The sequence below is a fragment of the Paenibacillus polymyxa M1 genome (assembly GCF_000237325.1).
GTDB classification, from domain to species: domain Bacteria; phylum Bacillota; class Bacilli; order Paenibacillales; family Paenibacillaceae; genus Paenibacillus; species Paenibacillus polymyxa_C.
This window is the reverse complement of record NC_017542.1, coordinates 4,330,254-4,347,063: the sequence shown is the minus strand read 5'-3', so window position 1 is coordinate 4,347,063 and position 16,810 is coordinate 4,330,254. Positions and strand designations below refer to the sequence as shown.

16 protein-coding genes are annotated in these 16,810 nt (G+C 46.1%); 12 read left to right on the top strand and 4 right to left on the bottom strand.

Annotation, left to right across the window (positions count from 1 at the left end):
* Positions 1 to 21: 21 nt before the first annotated feature.
* The 6 genes from PPM_RS19570 (at position 22) to PPM_RS19550 (ending at position 6,405) form a co-directional block, all read left to right on the top strand.
* A complete protein-coding gene (locus PPM_RS19570; RefSeq protein WP_016324639.1) occupies positions 22 to 2,673 on the top strand; it encodes a hypothetical protein in 2,652 nt (883 codons plus the stop codon).
* Positions 2,674 to 2,734: 61 nt separating this feature from the next.
* Complete coding sequence (locus PPM_RS19565; protein ID WP_013372545.1) at positions 2,735 to 3,247, top strand: RDD family protein; 513 nt, start codon at positions 2,735 to 2,737, stop codon at positions 3,245 to 3,247.
* 59 nt (positions 3,248 to 3,306) lie between these two features.
* A complete protein-coding gene (locus PPM_RS29690; RefSeq protein WP_013372544.1) occupies positions 3,307 to 3,462 on the top strand; it encodes a hypothetical protein in 156 nt (51 codons plus the stop codon).
* A gap of 17 nt (positions 3,463 to 3,479) precedes the next feature.
* Positions 3,480 to 4,256 (top strand): hypothetical protein, encoded by a 777-nt coding sequence (locus PPM_RS19560; RefSeq protein WP_013372543.1) that lies wholly within the window; start codon positions 3,480 to 3,482, stop codon positions 4,254 to 4,256.
* A 500-nt stretch (positions 4,257 to 4,756) separates the two neighbouring features.
* On the top strand, positions 4,757 to 5,689 hold the full coding sequence (locus PPM_RS19555) for a DUF2167 domain-containing protein (protein WP_043886137.1): 933 nt from the start codon (positions 4,757 to 4,759) through the stop codon (positions 5,687 to 5,689).
* 50 nt (positions 5,690 to 5,739) lie between these two features.
* A complete protein-coding gene (locus PPM_RS19550) occupies positions 5,740 to 6,405 on the top strand; it encodes a hypothetical protein (protein ID WP_013372541.1) in 666 nt (221 codons plus the stop codon).
* A 94-nt stretch (positions 6,406 to 6,499) separates the two neighbouring features.
* Here PPM_RS19550 and PPM_RS19545 read toward each other — a convergent pair whose 3' ends face one another.
* Positions 6,500 to 7,531, bottom strand: a complete 1,032-nt coding sequence (locus PPM_RS19545; RefSeq protein ID WP_013372540.1) for a PocR ligand-binding domain-containing protein — start codon at positions 7,529 to 7,531, stop codon at positions 6,500 to 6,502.
* Between the two features lie 189 nt (positions 7,532 to 7,720).
* On the opposite strand from PPM_RS19545, the gene PPM_RS19540 reads away from it, so the two are divergent.
* The 4 genes from PPM_RS19540 (at position 7,721) to PPM_RS19525 (ending at position 13,021) form a co-directional block, all read left to right on the top strand.
* A complete protein-coding gene (locus tag PPM_RS19540) occupies positions 7,721 to 8,854 on the top strand; it encodes a glycerol dehydrogenase (RefSeq protein ID WP_013372539.1) in 1,134 nt (377 codons plus the stop codon).
* 1 nt (position 8,855) lies between these two features.
* The gene (dhaK, locus tag PPM_RS28210) at positions 8,856 to 10,616 is read left to right on the top strand and encodes a dihydroxyacetone kinase subunit DhaK (protein WP_013372538.1); all 1,761 of its coding nucleotides are present in this window, start codon (positions 8,856 to 8,858) and stop codon (positions 10,614 to 10,616) included.
* 163 nt (positions 10,617 to 10,779) lie between these two features.
* Entirely contained in the window at positions 10,780 to 11,031 is a 252-nt protein-coding gene (locus PPM_RS19530) for a hypothetical protein (RefSeq protein WP_013372537.1), read from the top strand.
* Positions 11,032 to 11,416: 385 nt separating this feature from the next.
* Positions 11,417 to 13,021 carry a cellulase family glycosylhydrolase gene (locus PPM_RS19525; RefSeq protein WP_013372536.1) on the top strand — a complete coding sequence of 535 codons (1,605 nt, stop codon included), beginning with the start codon at positions 11,417 to 11,419 and terminating at the stop codon, positions 13,019 to 13,021.
* Positions 13,022 to 13,346: 325 nt separating this feature from the next.
* Here PPM_RS19525 and PPM_RS19520 read toward each other — a convergent pair whose 3' ends face one another.
* The gene (locus PPM_RS19520) at positions 13,347 to 14,351 is read right to left on the bottom strand and encodes an LLM class flavin-dependent oxidoreductase (protein WP_013372535.1); all 1,005 of its coding nucleotides are present in this window, start codon (positions 14,349 to 14,351) and stop codon (positions 13,347 to 13,349) included.
* A 152-nt stretch (positions 14,352 to 14,503) separates the two neighbouring features.
* Between PPM_RS19520 and PPM_RS19515 the strand changes: the two genes are divergently transcribed.
* Positions 14,504 to 14,827 (top strand): DUF3817 domain-containing protein, encoded by a 324-nt coding sequence (locus PPM_RS19515; protein WP_016324638.1) that lies wholly within the window; start codon positions 14,504 to 14,506, stop codon positions 14,825 to 14,827.
* Between the two features lie 143 nt (positions 14,828 to 14,970).
* Here the strand turns inward: PPM_RS19515 and PPM_RS19510 are convergent, their stop codons facing one another.
* A complete protein-coding gene (locus tag PPM_RS19510; protein ID WP_013372533.1) occupies positions 14,971 to 15,927 on the bottom strand; it encodes an acetylxylan esterase in 957 nt (318 codons plus the stop codon).
* Positions 15,928 to 15,963: 36 nt separating this feature from the next.
* On the bottom strand, positions 15,964 to 16,227 hold the full coding sequence (locus PPM_RS30250; protein WP_225683799.1) for a YkgJ family cysteine cluster protein: 264 nt from the start codon (positions 16,225 to 16,227) through the stop codon (positions 15,964 to 15,966).
* 297 nt (positions 16,228 to 16,524) lie between these two features.
* On the opposite strand from PPM_RS30250, the gene PPM_RS19505 reads away from it, so the two are divergent.
* On the top strand, positions 16,525 to 16,782 hold the full coding sequence (locus PPM_RS19505) for a GlsB/YeaQ/YmgE family stress response membrane protein (protein ID WP_013372531.1): 258 nt from the start codon (positions 16,525 to 16,527) through the stop codon (positions 16,780 to 16,782).
* Positions 16,783 to 16,810 lie beyond the last annotated feature (28 nt).

Sequence of the window (16,810 nt, the reverse complement as noted above, 5' to 3'; positions counted from 1 at the left end):
CTAAGAAAGGACATGTGAACGATGAACGGACCCTATACATACAGGTTGCTAGACCCGCTCACCGATCGAAAAAACGCTCGTTTCACGACCAAATACACGCGGGCGGAATTGGAGCAAATGACGACCTTTCAGTTGCGCGGGATATGTGATAAGGAGCGACTGGTCGAGGGCTTTGCGAATCGTCTGGCACGTGAAGAATTAATTCGCGTAATTTTGCGATTTCGAAGCGCGGAGGAGCATCTACTCATCACCAGACCCAATCCTGGCGGCTTTGAGCGTATGCAATCGGCATTACAGCGCAACTGGAACGACCGCCGGCAGGAGAGCGGTGGTATCCGGGTTCCCGCCAAAATCACGCTGTATCAGGGTGTGCGCACAGGTCGCATGGACAACTATCGGATCGAATCCGATTTGCCTTGGCTGAGCTCATCTAATGTGCTGCTGGTGAATGCGACAGGAGAATTGTGTGGTGTTTTAAATTTGGTGAAGGACGAGGGACGAACAGGCGTATATTATCTTTCTCGTCACCGCGATGCTGAACTGCGAGAGACATCCAATCATAGCTATAGCTTGCTGTTTTTGCGAAGACAGGAATCAGAATATTTTTATAACCTCTACTATGGAGACAAGCCGATGCTACCGCTGAAACTTCAAGGTCACCGAATCCCGGTGGCAGAGCTGATCATTCGGGGCACGGAAACAACCGATGCGGTACTGGCGATTGACTTTGGCACCTCGAACACCACAGCAGGTGCTTATTTGGATAGTTCCTACGTTACGGCCCCTGATACAGGTATGAGCAGCACGGTAAGGCTGGATGCCATCAATTATGTATCATTCCCTGGCCCAGAAGGTACGGAAGGCGACTGGATCGAAGTGTTGCCGACCGTCATTCGCGTCGCGGACTGCTCTAATCCTGAGCATATCGTTTATGCATTTGGGGAGGAGGCACTACGTGGAAGCGACGTGGCAGGCAGCCGTGCCACGGTATTACGGGGGATTAAACGTTGGGTCAATGACTATAAGCGAATCGAAGAATTAATGGATTCTGAGGGGAATACAGCAACCGCTTCCCGCAGCGATATTTTAGCGGCTTTTATCCGTTATGTGATTGCTACAGCCGAGCAACAATTTAAGTGTCGGTTTCGCAATTTACACTTTTCTGCTCCTGTCAAGCTGCAGCCCCAGTTTATTGAGATGTTTAGCGATATTTTGCCTGATTACCGGATTGAAGCAGAGGATGCGCTGGACGAAGGGCTGGCAGTGCTCTACAACACGTTGGCAGACCAGATGGAACGAGGAACTTTTGCAGACGGTGAGGAGTATCAGGCACTTGTCATTGATTGTGGTGGGGGCACGACAGATCTGTCTTCCTGCCGCTTTCGGATAGAAGATGGACGAATTGCTTACAAGCTGGATATTCACACAACGTATGAAAATGGGGATACCAACTTTGGCGGCAACAATCTGACGTACCGGATTATGCAGTTTATGAAAATTGTATTTGCAGGTTATTATGCTGCCGAGACGCGTTTGCCAGACACCGATATTGATGCTCTGATCGGCATTCCTTCGGGAGATTTGTACCGTCATGTGGATGAGTTTGGTGTAGATGCTGTATATGCAGGGCTGGAGGAACACTATCGTGACGCAGAGGCGATCTTGCCTACCGCGTTCAAACGGTATGAGCATGCTACACGGGATGAATATCAACGGGTACTGAGTAATTTTCATCTGTTGTGGAGTGCGGCAGAAAATATGAAAAAGGAATTTTTCCTACGTACGGGGATCTTGCGCAGTCGCTTTGAATCCGAGCAGGTATTATCTGCTGAAAGCGACCTGAACATTGCCGTAATGGATCGTTGGCTGGTTTCGGTGATTGAGAACGGACGGTTCCGTGATGAATATGGTTTGCCTGATGTGGTGTTTAATATTCGTGAAGTACAGCAGCTACTTAAGGCAGATATCTACAATATTGTGCGCAAGTTTCTGGATGATTTTTATTTGGAGGGGCGCTTGCAGGATTATTCGATTATCAAACTGACCGGGCAGTCCTGCCGGATAGACGTGTTCCGCGAAGCACTTAAGGAATTTGTGCCAGGGCGCAGTATTGAGTTCCGACAAAAGGCAGAAGATCTAAGCCGGGTACCTGAGTTGAAAATGGCCTGTCTGCGCGGGGCTATCCGTTACCTGAACGCTAAAAAAATGGGGACCATTGAGCCTGTCATTACCAATCATATTCCAGCTATTCCGTATACGGTCAGCGCATGGACGCATACGGGGCGTGAGAAGGAGCTGATTGCGAGTTTGGAAAGCAGCCGGGTACGCGGTTCGATTTCCCGGCCGTCTCAAGCGGTCGAAGTGGAATTCTTCCTGACGGCCAACGGGGGTAAGCTGCGTCAGCGCCATGTGTACCGCAGTCGGCCAGATGCTTTTGAACCCATGCCGTATGAGGAAATCGCAGAGCTGTACGGTCGGGATATCCCGCAGGATGATACGGACTCCATCCGCAATGAGGAAACGAAATATTTTGTTTTTGTCGGGGATAGTCGTTGGGGCTTTTATGTAGTACCGATTACCCGCCGTGATGAATTGCTGTATCTGGGTCCCAAGCGCTTTTTTGCCTTCGAAAATGATCTCTCCGAGCTGGATTTCTTTGACGGCACGAAATAATAAATTAAGAATTATTCAAATGCAGAAATCAGAAAAGCACACAACACTTGGAGGGAATAACATGCTGTATGCAGGTTTTTGGAAACGAACTTTAGCCTATATCATTGACATCCTTATTTTAGGATTTGTATTTATGATAATCGGACTGGTCTGGATCATCATTCAGGCCATTGGAGATTGGGTGCCATCTCCGGCAGAAACCTCTATGCTGACAAACGGGCCGACTGCTATTTTTACCATGCAATTATTGGGACAAACTTTGATGAATTTGGGGGCTTCATGGCTGTATTTTGCGATCATGGAATCGTCCAAATGCAGAGCTACGGTGGGCAAACTGGCTCTTGGTATCGTTGTAGTAGATGAATTTAACCAAAAGCTGAGCTTTGGACGTGCGAGTGCCCGCTACTGGAGTAAAATTGTATCGAGTATCATTTTGTGGATCGGTTTTATCATGGCAGGCTTTACAGCTAGAAAACAGGCTCTTCACGATCTGATCGCCCGTACCTATGTTGTGGACAAGCGTGAGCTGAATTATATACTTCGCGAGCAGGCTGGGCGCGGAGCCGGGATGTAAAGGTAGGTAATAAATTCTGAGATCATAATGAACCTCAGTCTTCAATCAGGGGGAGCACGATGGATTTACGCAGATGTATAGAAAAGAATTTTCGTCTATTTATTGGATTACTTGGAGTAAGTAAAGCTCCACCCACCACCGATGATGGAGTTACAGTTCCGCCGCCTGCGCCCGGTGTGAATCGGCTATCTGTTCCCCTAAATAAAGAAGAATAGAGAAAGGAGGGAACCCCATGTTAACGCATATCGTTCCAAAGTTTGAAAAAGGTCGTATTCTCAAAACCGAGATGCTGGAAAATCTGCGGGATTACCCACGTAGCTTTCTGGATATCCGATATCAGGATTATTCGGATGGCATTATTACCGGAATGAACGTGACCGTTGGGGAACATGCGCTGACCGTAGGCAGAGGCATTGTAAAGCACAAGAATAGATTATACCTGCTAGAGCAGGAACAGGAAGTGCCGTATGCAGCCACGGGGCGGCTGTCGGTGTTGAAGCTGCTTTTTTTGGAACAAACAGATCGCCCGGATTTCACCATGCATCATGCAGATATTGTGCTGGAGGCCGAGGCTGAGATCGGATTGGATGAACTGGAGCTGGGCCGGTTCAAACTCAAAGATGGAGCCGTGCTTCGCTCCAATTATCAGGATTTTGCTGATATGGCTACTGAATTTAATACATGGAGTGATATCCATGTCCCGTTTGCGGGCTTGTATCAAAGCACATTGCGCCCGGAAACGATGCGCTACTTTGCATCCGAACTGCTCAAAAGCGGTACAAACGATCCGATGGATTGTATGTTTGCACTGATGTGTCTGAACCTGGAGGCTGTGGACAGAGAATCTATCCAGCATTATATTGCGAACCGAAGTGGTGCGGAATATAAGGAATTTTCACATGCTCAGCTCCATAGGCAGCTAGTGTTGATTTTGGAAGGAGCCGGACGGGGGAAGCGCACAGCAGGCCGCTGGCAGGGCGGCGGAGCCGGACGGATGATTGTGGATTAAAATAACTGATAGAGGAGTGGAGTGTGCATCCCCTCTATCTTTACTTCTATGTCCCGGCATTTGATAAATCAATCCGGTGTAAGCCTATACATTCTTTTAAATAAAAAAGATGACATATGTATAAAAAACAGGAATAAAGTCACTAAGACTATAGTCGCTTGTTTAGTGAAGTGTACATTTCTTATTCTGCTGAAATTCGACATTTTATATGCTAGATGAGACTTGAACGGATAAGTTGCAGCCATTAACGCAATTGTGCTTGTCCATGATGAGTCTTTTCATATCGCTCCTCTATACCTTGTAAAACCAGTCCGATTAGAGTAGAAATTTGCATACATATGTATAAAAATGAGTATTAAGTCTTGGAAACGCCCTTTGCTACTGTGAATTGACAAAATATAAAGCAGTGGCTAATATGGTTGGGGACACGGGAGATATTGGAATTTATAAAGGAGTAATGAGTTTTGAATAAGAGACTAGATAACAAATGTAACAACAAAATGAGATGGAGCCAAACGATTTTGGGAGCGCTGTTGGCGCTTAGTCTGGTGTTACTCAGTGGAGGAAACGCGTGGGCTTCATCCAGTGAACAATTAAAATGGGTTGAAGGTGGCCGAAAGGTAGACCTGGGAAAGGTGGCTACGGTTGATTTAGACTCATCTCTTCTTTTTTTGGATGCGGCTAACACTGCAAAGGTAAGCGAGATGAATCACGAAAAGCCATCTGGCAAGGAAATTGGGAGTATATTTCCGAAGGATGAAAATCAAAATTGGGAAGTTGTTTTTGAATACTATGAACTTGGACATATCAAGGATGATGAAAAAGAAGATATCGATGCAGATGCCATTCTAGATAGTTATAAAGAAGGTACGGAAGAGAGTAACAAGGAAAAGGCGGAAAGTGATCGCCTGTATGTTACAGGCTGGGATGTGGAGCCTTTTTATAATGAAGCGACCCATAATCTAACTTGGTCTATGCTGGCGGAGGATGGGAACAAGGAAAAGCTGATTAATTATAATGTTCGCGTGCTCACTCGTCAGGGTTATATCTCTGCCATATTAGTGTCCGATCCTGCACATTTGGAGGCGGATAAGAAGTTTTTGAATGAGAAAATATTACCCAAGTTGACCGTCAAATCAGGTGAGCGATACGAGGATTTTAATGCTTCAACAGACAAAATTTCTGAGTATGGCCTGACTGGACTGATCTTGGGAGGAGCTGGCTTGGCAGTAGCTAAAAAGGTAGGCTTGTTGGCATTAATCATTGCTTTTTTTAAGGGCGCGGGAATTAAGGTGCTCGTCCTCATTGGTGCTGCTTGTGCAGGTGTGTTTGGTGTGATAGGCAAGTTTTTTGCCAAATTATTTCGCAAGAAAAAATCAGAATCCTTGCACAATGAAACGAATGCTCAGGATCAGTCAGAAACATCACGGTAGCTCTAAAGAAACACACCATAATAAAATTGCTGATAAAAAGGGGGATTTGTATGTCCGTTCATGATGATGAGAAAACGAAAATTTATAAATTGGATAATAAACGTTTTGCTATTCTTCATCCTCATGCCATTCTTACCGATTTGGCTCAGGCTCAGGCAGAAGCAATCAGTGTGCAGCTTTCCGAAGGAACTGTGACGATGGAAGAAATGGAGCATTATGATTATTGTATTCCATTACATGCAATAGAAAGCGTGCAAACAAATTTGACCAAATTTGATGATACATTGCTTCTTACCTATACAAAAGCAGGGAGCTCCACAGCTGAAAAAGTGAAAATGGAATTTGCCAGTGACGAAAAGGACGCGTTCGTACAGCATTTGTACAGCTATATGAAAAAGGATTATACTTATGAGCAATCTACGAATACAGCTTGGGCATCTATGAAACCGTCGATCGTCTTTTTTCTATACACATTATTGATCGGGGGCTTTCTCTCCTGGCTAGCGTATTATATGGAGACGGCTGATGAGTATTCGTTCAGGGTGCCTGCCATCCTGTATCCGGTTGTAGAGCTGATTTCGTATACGGGATATATGCCGGTCGCTATCTTTATGGGGGTAATTGTATTGATTTCCTTAATGATGGTCGTCAAAAGAGCAATCAAACCAAGCACTAAACTGGTGATTAAGCGCAAATCACAATCACAGGCAGCCTGATCAGCACACACAGATTATGTAGCTTAGGCAAGAACATTATGAACAGATGATCATGGTAACAATATACCCATGAATCATCTGTTTTTTCGTTTATTTATCCCTTGTAATACTTTCGGTACACCGCAGGTGTTGTGCCTTCATATTTTTTGAATATTTTAATAAAATACCCCGGCTCATTGAAGCCAAGCTCGCTACTGATCTGGGATACCGGAATATCTGTGGCTTCGAGCAGCTGCTTCGCCCATTTCATCTTTAAGCGGGACAGATAGCTGGAAAAGTTCTCACCCGTTTCTTTCGCAAACAGCCGACTAAAATAACTCGGACTAATGTGACACAAGTCAGCCATGGCTTTTAGAGAGAAAGTTTCACCCTTGTGCTCATAAATATATTCAAAAGCGGGTTTGAGTACAGGATTTCCGCACGGAATATCCTCATCCCCTGAGGAGTTCAGATAGGCATCTGCTAAGATATTATTCATTTCTTTCTTAAGGCTTTCGATATGCTTCAGCGAGTAGCCAGGAAGGATCTCGGACAACTGCGGAGTGGACTCTATGGCCGAAGCCTTTTCGAACATTTCCGCGAGAAGATTTTTGTTCATCGCTTCTTCAACAATATAATTACACAATAAGGATAACATGTTGGAGATCATCTGAATTTCCTGATAAGTCATCGTCGGCAGATCGGCATAGTAGCCCTTAAGTTCCTCCCATTTGGAACTGTACAGCTTTTCATTTTTTGAAGTGAGGATCTGTTCCAGCTGTAAAGCGCTCGAAGGATCAGCTAGGCGAACCTGGCCTGCCATGACGGCGCCGATGTACTTATCGTCGATAATGATCGGTACCGCGATGTCAACGATGTCATAATGACAGAGATAAATGTAAGGTTTGTTAGAACGTACGGCCTCAAGTCCACCACGAGAGTCACATTTTTGGCAATAGGGAAGGAGATTCTCATCTTGGCGAACCTTCTTGCAGAACGATTGGCATTGGCTGTGGCTAGTTACGGGATTCCCTCTATAATCGACGGTGAGAATGGCTAATTTGGTAACGGATGCCAATGAATCCTGCAACTGCTCCCACTTTTCCAAATCAAAGATTTTCTGGATGCTCAAATGTTCACGTATCAAGATTCTCATCCCTTAATGGTAAATTATCCTGTAAGCAACAACAAAAAAGTACAATTCACATGCTTCAGTGCAAAAAAATACGATTGCAAATTATAATATATTCCTTGATTCCTCCAATGTAAAGTTCACATGGTTCGTTTATAGTTTTAATCAGAACGAAACCAACACCATTAAAGGGAGGAATTATAGATGAGAAAAGCTTTTATCAGCCCAAGCAAATATGTACAAGGTGAAAACGAATTGTTGAATTTGGGTTACTATGTGAGCACCTTCGGCAAATCTGCCTTACTGATCGCGCATCCAGCCGATGTGGAGCGGGTGAAAGATAAGCTTGATTCCACTACGGAAAAATATAACGTGACCTTTATTGAAAGCGGTTTTATGGGTGAGTGCTCCAGACAGGAAGTGTCTAGACTCCAAGAAATCGCCACTGCGAATAGATGTGATTGCATCGTTGGTCTCGGCGGCGGCAAAGCGATTGACGCGGCAAAATGTGTGGCACAAGGGGAAGCGCTTATCATCTGTCCGACGATTGCTGCGACGGATGCGCCGACAAGTCACTCGGCCGTTCTTTATACTCCAGAAGGCGCCTTCGACGATTACGCCTATTTTAAACAAAGCCCGAGTGTCGTATTAGTCGACACCACTGTAATTGCCAATGCACCAACCCGATTCCTCGTATCAGGTATGGGTGATGCACTGTCGACATACTTTGAAGCCCGTGCGACCTCCCGCTCTTACTCCAGGGTCAACGCTGGACTGCCTAACGGAGTACGCGAGGGACAGTGTGCGCCAGCCGTAGGTACGAATGCGGCGTTGGCACTTGCAACGTTATGCTATGAAATGCTCTTAAAAGACGGTGCCAAAGCAAAAGCGGCATGCGATGAAAATCAAGTTACACAAGCACTCGAAAATATCATTGAAACTAATATTTTACTCTCAGGTCTTGGCTTCGAAAGCGGCGGACTTGCTGCGGCCCATGCGATTCATGATGGACTCACCATTTTGGAAGGCACGCATCATTATTATCATGGAGAAAAAGTCGCATTCGGTACGATCGCACAGCTGGTGCTCGAAAACGCACCGACGGAAGAATTACATCAGGTACTGGATTTCTGTTTAACCATCGGTTTGCCGGTCTGCTTGGCCGATATCGGTGTCGATCATATCAGCCGGGAAGAACTCATGGAAGTAGCTGCTAAAGCCTGCATTGAGGAGGAATCGATTCATGCCATGCCGTTTCCGATCACGGTGGAGCAGGTTGCAGCGGCAATTGCTGCGGCCGACCGGATCGGCAGCCAGTACAAAGCGGAGGTAAAATAGCATGAAAAAGGTCATCAACCGTACGGAAAACTTGGTTCTTGAGATGTGCAGCGGTATTGCGCTCGCGCATCCCGAGTTGGAATTTCTACCAAAATATAAAGTGCTCAAGAAAAAGGAACTGAACACGGAGAAAGTAACGCTCATCAGCGGCGGCGGCAGTGGGCATGAGCCCGCTCACGCCGGCTTTGTCGGCAAAGGGATGCTCGATGCGGCGGTCTGTGGTGATGTTTTTGCCTCTCCTTCGCAAATTCAAGTGTATCAGGCCATTCGAGCAACCGCTGGGAAAAAAGGCACACTGCTGATTATCAAAAACTACAGCGGCGATATCATGAACTTTAGAAACGGTGCCCATTTGGCTGCTGAAGATGGTCTGGAAGTGGACTATGTAAAGGTCGAAGACGACATCGCTGTAGAAGACAGTCTATATACGGTCGGACGACGCGGTGTAGCGGGCACGGTACTTGTGCATAAGATCGCGGGTGCAGCTGCAGAAGAGGGCCGTCGTCTGGCGGAAGTCAAAGCAGTGGCGGAGAAAGCCGCTGCGAATGTACGCAGTATCGGATTCGCATTGACGTCGTGCACCGTGCCGGCGAAGGGCTCGCCAACGTTTGAGCTCGGGCCTGATGAAATGGAATACGGCGTTGGCATTCACGGCGAGCCTGGAATCAGACGCGAGAAGCTGACAGATGCGGATACGATGGCACGTAGAATGGTAACCGACCTCCTTCGGGACATGCAGATCGAAAACGGATTTAGCGGAGAAATCGCTCTGCTGATCAATGGTTTTGGCGGTACGCCTCTACAAGAACTGTACCTTTTCAATTATGCGGTCACTCGCGAACTGGCAGCGAAGGGGATCAAGATCAATCGAGCTTTCGTTAACAATTTTATGACGAGTATCGATATGGCGGGCATCTCAGTTTCGATCATGAAGCTGGACGGCGAGTTGAAAACGCTACTTTCCCATGAAAGCAACGCGCCGGCGTTCAAGGTGTCTGGACCTGTTGATCATGTTGAATTCACGGAGCTTTCAACTGTAGCAGACGAAAATCGGCAAGTATCTTTCGAGGTGGAAACCGCTCCTGCTTTTGCAGTTATTGAGGATAACAAGATTACGTTGAACAATCTGATCTACCTGGTTGATAAAATGAGTGAGGTTATCATCAAGAATGAAGTGCCTTTCTGCGATCTTGATTCTCATGCAGGCGATGGCGACTTTGGCATGAGTGTTGCGAAGGGGTTTCGTCAGCTGAAACGGGAATGGAGCGACATCCTAAACCAAGATTCTTTGACGATGGGAACCTTTCTACATTCATGCTCGCTCGTCATCATGGAACACTGCGGCGGTGCTTCGGGCCCGATCTGGGGCTCGGCATTTCGCGCAGCAGCACGCTCTGCGGGCGAAAGAAACGAGCTCACCGTTACCGAATTCGCAGATCTGATGCAGGCTGCGGTGCAAGGCATACAGTCGACAGGCGAACGTTCTTTCGGCAGAGGAGCCGTCGTTGGTGATAAAACGCTTATTGATGCATTAGTGCCATGTGCGGATAGCTGGGTAGAGAGCGCGAAATCAAATGTTGATGTGAAGGCAGCCTTTGTACGAGGTGCTCAGGCCGCTGTACTAGGGGCCAAAAAGACAGAAAACATTGTGGCGCGTATGGGACGTGCCGGAGCGGTCGGAGAGAGAAGCCTTGGTTATCCAGATGCGGGGGCTTATGCGCTTGGAGTAATTTTTACAGAGCTTGCTGAATGTTTGAATTGATTCGCTAATTCTTAAAAATTCAAGGTTTGTTCATTGCAATTGGGATGCATTAGGTTTATAATTTCAGACGGATTCAAAAGGCTTATCCCTGGATCCGTGGGAGTTCATCCCATCTGAGCAAGCATACTGCATGCTCAAATAAGAATTAAGCGAGGGATTTACAATGAAAACCTGCTGCACCATCCAAGTTGACGAAGACAGTTTAGTTATTGATTTGCCAGAAGAAGGAACCACGCTAGAGTCCCTGCTCGGTGATATTGAGAGTTGTGGAGGCAGTGAAGAACCTTGGCTACAACTTATAGACAAGGTAATGGGTAACTCATCTGAGACTGTACTGACAGATCAAGCGACGGATGGCGGCGATATGAACGAAGATCAGGCAACCCAAGAACCTCAAGCTGCCGCTAAGGGGTAATAGGGACATCATACATTAAGACGAATTGTTAATATTATCTGATCACATATAAGATCATGATAAGACTGCTGTACCGAGCCTAGGCATCGGGAAGCAGTCTTTTTTTAGGTTAAACTTAATAAGTAAATGAGACTTTTGTCCCTTCAGTACTCTATAGTAGCCAACTAAGGGGTACATATCCTAAAACCGTGACTTCTTGTTCATTTTCTGGGATAAAGTCGAAACGTAACATGAAACTAACTATAATAGTAGTAGCATCCATATACAGGTAAGTGACATCGAATGTTGGGCCTGATCCTTTTATTGTATAAAAGAGGGGGCGAAAAAGCGGAGAACAACGTACTGATAAGTCTTATCTACTTTATTAAAAGGAAGGAATGTGTAAATGATGAACGGGCAATGGGTCCTGCCAAGGATCGTAAAAAGAGTAGCAGTAATGTTAACAGCAGTGTTGCTATTGACGTTAACGAATGGGTTCAACTGGAATGCGCCGACAGCAGAGGCGGCCGGGACGACCCCTGTGGAACGTTACGGACAACTTTCAGTAAAGAACGGTAAACTGGTGGATAAAAATGGACAACCTGTACAGCTCAAGGGCATTAGTTCTCATGGCGTTCAGTGGTTTGGGGATCTGGTGAATCAGGACACTATGAAATGGTTACGGGACGATTGGGGCATTTCCGTGTTTCGAGTTGCGTTGTACACTGAAGAAAATGGTTATATTGCCAACCCTTCATTGAAAAATAAAGTGAAGGAAGCAATTGAGGCAGCACAGAAACTGGGCCTGTACGTCATTATTGACTGGCACATTCTCTCAGATGGCGATCCGAACACTCATAAAAATGAAGCCAAAGCTTTCTTTAATGAATTTTCCACGAAGTACGGTCATTTGCCTAACGTAATCTATGAACTTGCTAATGAGCCGAATGGGAATGTAAACTGGAACAATCAAATCCGACCTTATGCATCTGAGGTATCTCAGGTTATTCGAGCTAAAGACCCGGATAATATTATTATTGTAGGAACAGGTACTTGGAGTCAGGATGTACATGATGCAGCAGACCATCCGCTTCTAGATAAAAATACAATGTATACCGTGCATTTCTATGCGGGTACGCATGGACAATCTTTACGTGATCGGATTGATTATGCCCTGAACAAAGGTGTAGGCATTTTTGCTACCGAGTGGGGTACAAGTGACGCTTCGGGTAACGGTGGTCCGTTCCTGAATGAATCCAAAGTATGGACTGATTTTATGGCCAGTCGCAAAATCAGTTGGGCCAATTGGTCGCTTTCCGACAAAAATGAGACCTCTGCTGCCCTGTTGCCTGGTGCTGACCGCAAGGGTGGATGGCCTGATTCACAATTAACGGCTTCCGGCAAATTTGTAAAACAGGCGATTCTGGAAGGCTCCAGCAATCATGGTGGAGGAAGCAACGGCGGGAATAGCGGCGGAGATGGCAACAATGGTAGTAATAACAATGGTGGAAACAACGGTGGCGATCACAGTGGAAGTACACCAGGCGGTAATAATGAAGGGATTGTGCTTCAATATCGCACTGATGACACGAACGCCAAGGATAATGCAATCCGGCCTCAATTTAATATCAAAAATACCGGAAAAACAGCTGTGAAGTTGAGTGACCTGAAAATTCGCTACTATTACACAGATGAGAGCAAACAAGCTCAGCAGTTTTTTGTAGATTGGGCCAAGATTGGTAATGAAAAGGTAAAAGCAACTTTTGTAACTTTGCCAAATCCGAAGTCCAAGGCTGATAAATATGTGGAGATTTCCTTCACAGATGGAGCGGGAACGATTCAGCCCGGCGGCGAAACCGGAGAAATTCAATCTCGTATTCACGCAGCGAATTGGAGCAATTTTGATGAGACTAACGATTACTCCTATGGAGCTGCCCAAACAGTATTCGCAGACTGGGACCATGGCACCGTATATCAACAGGGTAAGCTGGTATGGGGCATAGAGCCCTAGAATTTTCCGTAGCTTTTACAACTTTGGACGAGTAAAAGCTATGGGACTTTTGGTTGCACTCTTTTGAAGATATGAAGTATAGCGTATGAGCCTTTGGTATATGGATGATGGAACTTTAGAAGTAAACAACTCATACTTTCGTTCCGTTGGATATACTACCAAAGTACCATATGACATTCAACTTTTGTGGTATCTACACTACTTCTATAGTACAGATGAGTTGGTTCTAATGAACCGATCCTCTACAACAAACCCCCGCTGTTGCCATTATAGGCAGGCGGGGGTTTTAATGTTTCTGAAAATTAGCCTCAGTTCAACCGTCTGTTTATACTAAATTAAAAGCTTTGGCCAGCAGTCGGTAGGACTGAACACGTTTATCAAAGTCATGAATGGATGAAACGACCAGTAACTCATCGGTGCGATACTGCTCAGCCAGTCTCAGCAGCTGTTCCTTGCACTGTTCAGGAGTGCCAACAACACGCCATGCTGCGGACTGACGTAGCCGCTCACGATCAAATTCTGTATAGGGATAGGACATGGCTGTTTTCACCGATGGAAGAGAATTCATTTCTTTACCCTGCATGAGTAAAAGGAAATACAAACTAGCACTGGACGCCAGCTGCTCAGCTTCCTCTTCAGTTTCAGCGCAGGCTACCGTAACTGCCGCCATAGAGCGGGGCTTATCTCCTAAAATCGAAGGCATGAATTGCTCGTGGTAACGCGCGGTAGCTTCTACGCCGCCCGGAGTACCGAAAAATTGGGCAAAGGCATAGGAGGCACCCATCATCGCGGCCAATCTGGCGCTCTCCCCGCTGGAGCCAAGCAACCATAATTCAGGAACGGTCGATATCATCGGGGAGGCGTGAAGACCAGCAAACCGATGATTGTCAGGCACCGAATCATGGAAGTAGTCAATTAAATCTAGAATCTGCTGTGGATATTGTTCGACAGCTTGGTATTTCCCTTCCTGCAAAGCGCGAGTAGCCAGCGGCAAGCCGCCTGGAGCACGCCCAATCCCCAAGTCAATGCGTCCTGGGTGGAGCGCCTCCAGCAGACGGAAGTTTTCAGCTACTTTATATGCGCTGTAGTGTGGTAGCATAATACCGCCTGAACCCACACGAATACGCGATGTATGAGCGGCCAAATGGGCAATCAATACCTCGGGACTGGAGTGTGCTAGTGTTTTGGACGCATGATGCTCGGATACCCAATAGCGGCTGTACCCCAGTTGATCAGCTTCACGCGCTAAATCTGTTGTATTAGACAATGCATCTTGAGCGGAACCGCCTTCAGGAATATGAGATTGGTCCAGTATACCCAGTTTAAGCATTTATAATCACCTCTTACACAACTGTATCAAACACAACTCATTTGGTCAAAATTCAAAAATGGATAGGTTGGAGTTTGTGGATCTTTTCGTTATAATAAAAGATGCATAAGGGATGAGAGAACATTCCTGCTCATGGAGAGGGGATTGAATTTGTGTTAAGAACACCTTTGGGGCGTGTCCGGCTCATGCTCTGGATTCAAGCTATAGCGTATTTGGCGATACTATTCACCCACCAGCCGCTGCAAGCTGCGGGCATGACCCAAGCGGTTATGGTGATTGGTAACATATACCGGGTGAGCTTTCTGTTGCTCCTCGTTGCTCTGATCTATGGAAAAACCGCATTGCATTGGTCTATACGGCGGCCTCTTTTCATTATGTTTGCATCCTTCATTCCGTTTGGCCTGATGATTATGGATTTTGTTTGGGTGCGAAAATGGACAGGGGATTCGGCAGCAGAACAGCGAACTGCATCGTAAACTTTGCAGAGATGCTTTGCTGTGAAGTGTCGAGGAGCTTGTCAGAGTAAGCAGGACTGGCTCCGATGCAGTTGAAAGAACATTACGCAGATAGATGCGTGGTGTTCTTTTTTTATGCACCGGAACCGGAGGAAACTGTTAACTCAATCTAATGCTAAGATTTGAACTAAAAATTCAGCCGTCTTGCGTCTATGGAAACCTTCTACCCAATGTCCGGTGAACGGATAAACTTCAATTGTTTTTGGTGATTCAATGCGGTTATAAGCAGCAAAAATCGTCTCTGGCATGCACACCGTATCCTTCAACCCTACAGATAACATGACCGGGATACGAATGCGATGAGCTAAATTCATCACGTCAAAATAACTCAATGTATGTAGTACCTGCTCCAAATGCTCGGGGAAGCGGTTTGCGAATTCGGCAGCTTCTGTCAGTGAACTGGTAGAATTCATCATGCCAAAATCCATATGACACATATTAGGAATATCCGCTACTATAGTAGCAGCTTTATCGCTGAGCGCGCCCACCATTAATGCAAGTCCACCACCCTGGCTGGCGCCACTGATTGCGATTTTATCTGCATCGACATCGGACTGCTCCGCCGCCCAATCTACGGCTCTAAGGGCATCGGTTGTAATCGTTTTGTAGTAGCAGGTATCCTTGTCCAATATTCCTTTCGTAACCCAGCCTTTAACGGTTCCGTGTGGATCATTCCGACGATCTCCCGTTTCTCCTCCCTGACCACGAACATCTACCGCCAATACAGCAAAACCAAGCATTAGCCAAGATGAATAATCTTCAGGATAGCCCTTTCCGCCGGTGTAGCCATGAAACAGAACGATGCATGGAAGTTTTTGATCTCCAGCATATCGGGGGCGTACATACCAGGCATGCAGAGGCGTATCATCGACCCCCTCAAAAGTGACCCGATAGGCCATCATATGAGGATACGGGGTTTCTACGGGTGTTTTGAATGCATGTACAGGTTTGACGTGAACTTCTCTCAGTGTTTTGTCCCAAAATAAATCCATATCTTTGGGGGTGGTAAGATCGGGACCGTACTGCTTCAATTCGGCAATTCTTTTTTCAATAACATTCATAATCAAAAATTCTCCTTCATATCGAATGAGTTCGCCTTAAGTTTTACTTGGTAAAGTGGACTTCTCCAGCTCTCTCAGCAGCTCAAATGCTCTTTCATTAGTTTCTCCGCATGTATCCTTATCCGCATGAAAGCCACTGCATACGGCAGGACGCTCGGGTTTTCCAAATAATTGGCAACGGTAATCAGGCGTGAGCTGAGGGCATGGAACACCAGCAGGTTTTCCGTCTGGCATGCCGGGAATAGGGGAAGAAATCGTAATGGCAATGCAACATGCAGCACATCCTACTCGACACTCCAGTGGGGGTCACTCCTTAATAATTTGTTATTTTTGTAACTTATGCATGAAGTGACTTCAGTGAAGCCATAATGTGAGGATGGCACAAAAAAAGCAGGAATACAAGGATAAACGAATAGGAGACACACTTTTCACACAAAGAGCATAAATAATCTGGGAGGCACGTAGGATGATATCAAGCCCCCAAATCAGCGTTCCATTGTGTGGTAATATTAACCAATTGGTCTCTGTGTGTTCAAAAGGAGTTCGAGTGGTTAATAATAGAACACAACGATAAAAACTTAAACGAGGTGACGCAAAATGAGTTGGTTATGGGCATTGATTGTTGGCGGTATTATTGGTTGGTTGGCAGGAATTATCGCAGGTCGTGATGTTCCGGGTGGCGTGATTGGTAACATCATCGCTGGTTTTATCGGTGGATGGTTGGGTAGCTTGATTCTGGGAGACTGGGGTCCTGAAATCGGATCGTTCTACATCGTTCCTGCATTAATTGGTGCGATTGTGCTAGTCGTGATTGTGAGCTTGATCTTCCGTTCCGTTGGACGGAGCAGAGGTTAACTTTACGAATTATTGAATAGACTCGTCC

Excerpts from the sequence above, each read along its gene's own strand:
- PPM_RS29690 (WP_013372544.1), top strand. The coding sequence starts at position 3,307 with ATGGATTTACGCAGATGTATAGAAAAGAATTTTCGTCTATTTATTGGA.
- PPM_RS19530 (WP_013372537.1), top strand. The coding sequence starts at position 10,780 with ATGAAAACCTGCTGCACCATCCAAGTTGACGAAGACAGTTTAGTTATT.
- PPM_RS19570 (WP_016324639.1), top strand. The coding sequence starts at position 22 with ATGAACGGACCCTATACATACAGGTTGCTAGACCCGCTCACCGATCGA.
- PPM_RS19555 (WP_043886137.1), top strand. The coding sequence starts at position 4,757 with ATGAGATGGAGCCAAACGATTTTGGGAGCGCTGTTGGCGCTTAGTCTG.
- PPM_RS19520 (WP_013372535.1), bottom strand. The coding sequence starts at position 14,351 with ATGCTTAAACTGGGTATACTGGACCAATCTCATATTCCTGAAGGCGGT.
- PPM_RS19560 (WP_013372543.1), top strand. The coding sequence starts at position 3,480 with ATGTTAACGCATATCGTTCCAAAGTTTGAAAAAGGTCGTATTCTCAAA.
- PPM_RS19510 (WP_013372533.1), bottom strand. The coding sequence starts at position 15,927 with ATGAATGTTATTGAAAAAAGAATTGCCGAATTGAAGCAGTACGGTCCC.
- PPM_RS19525 (WP_013372536.1), top strand. The coding sequence starts at position 11,417 with ATGATGAACGGGCAATGGGTCCTGCCAAGGATCGTAAAAAGAGTAGCA.
- PPM_RS19565 (WP_013372545.1), top strand. The coding sequence starts at position 2,735 with ATGCTGTATGCAGGTTTTTGGAAACGAACTTTAGCCTATATCATTGAC.
- PPM_RS19505 (WP_013372531.1), top strand. The coding sequence starts at position 16,525 with ATGAGTTGGTTATGGGCATTGATTGTTGGCGGTATTATTGGTTGGTTG.
- dhaK (WP_013372538.1), top strand. The coding sequence starts at position 8,856 with ATGAAAAAGGTCATCAACCGTACGGAAAACTTGGTTCTTGAGATGTGC.
- PPM_RS19550 (WP_013372541.1), top strand. The coding sequence starts at position 5,740 with ATGTCCGTTCATGATGATGAGAAAACGAAAATTTATAAATTGGATAAT.
- PPM_RS19540 (WP_013372539.1), top strand. The coding sequence starts at position 7,721 with ATGAGAAAAGCTTTTATCAGCCCAAGCAAATATGTACAAGGTGAAAAC.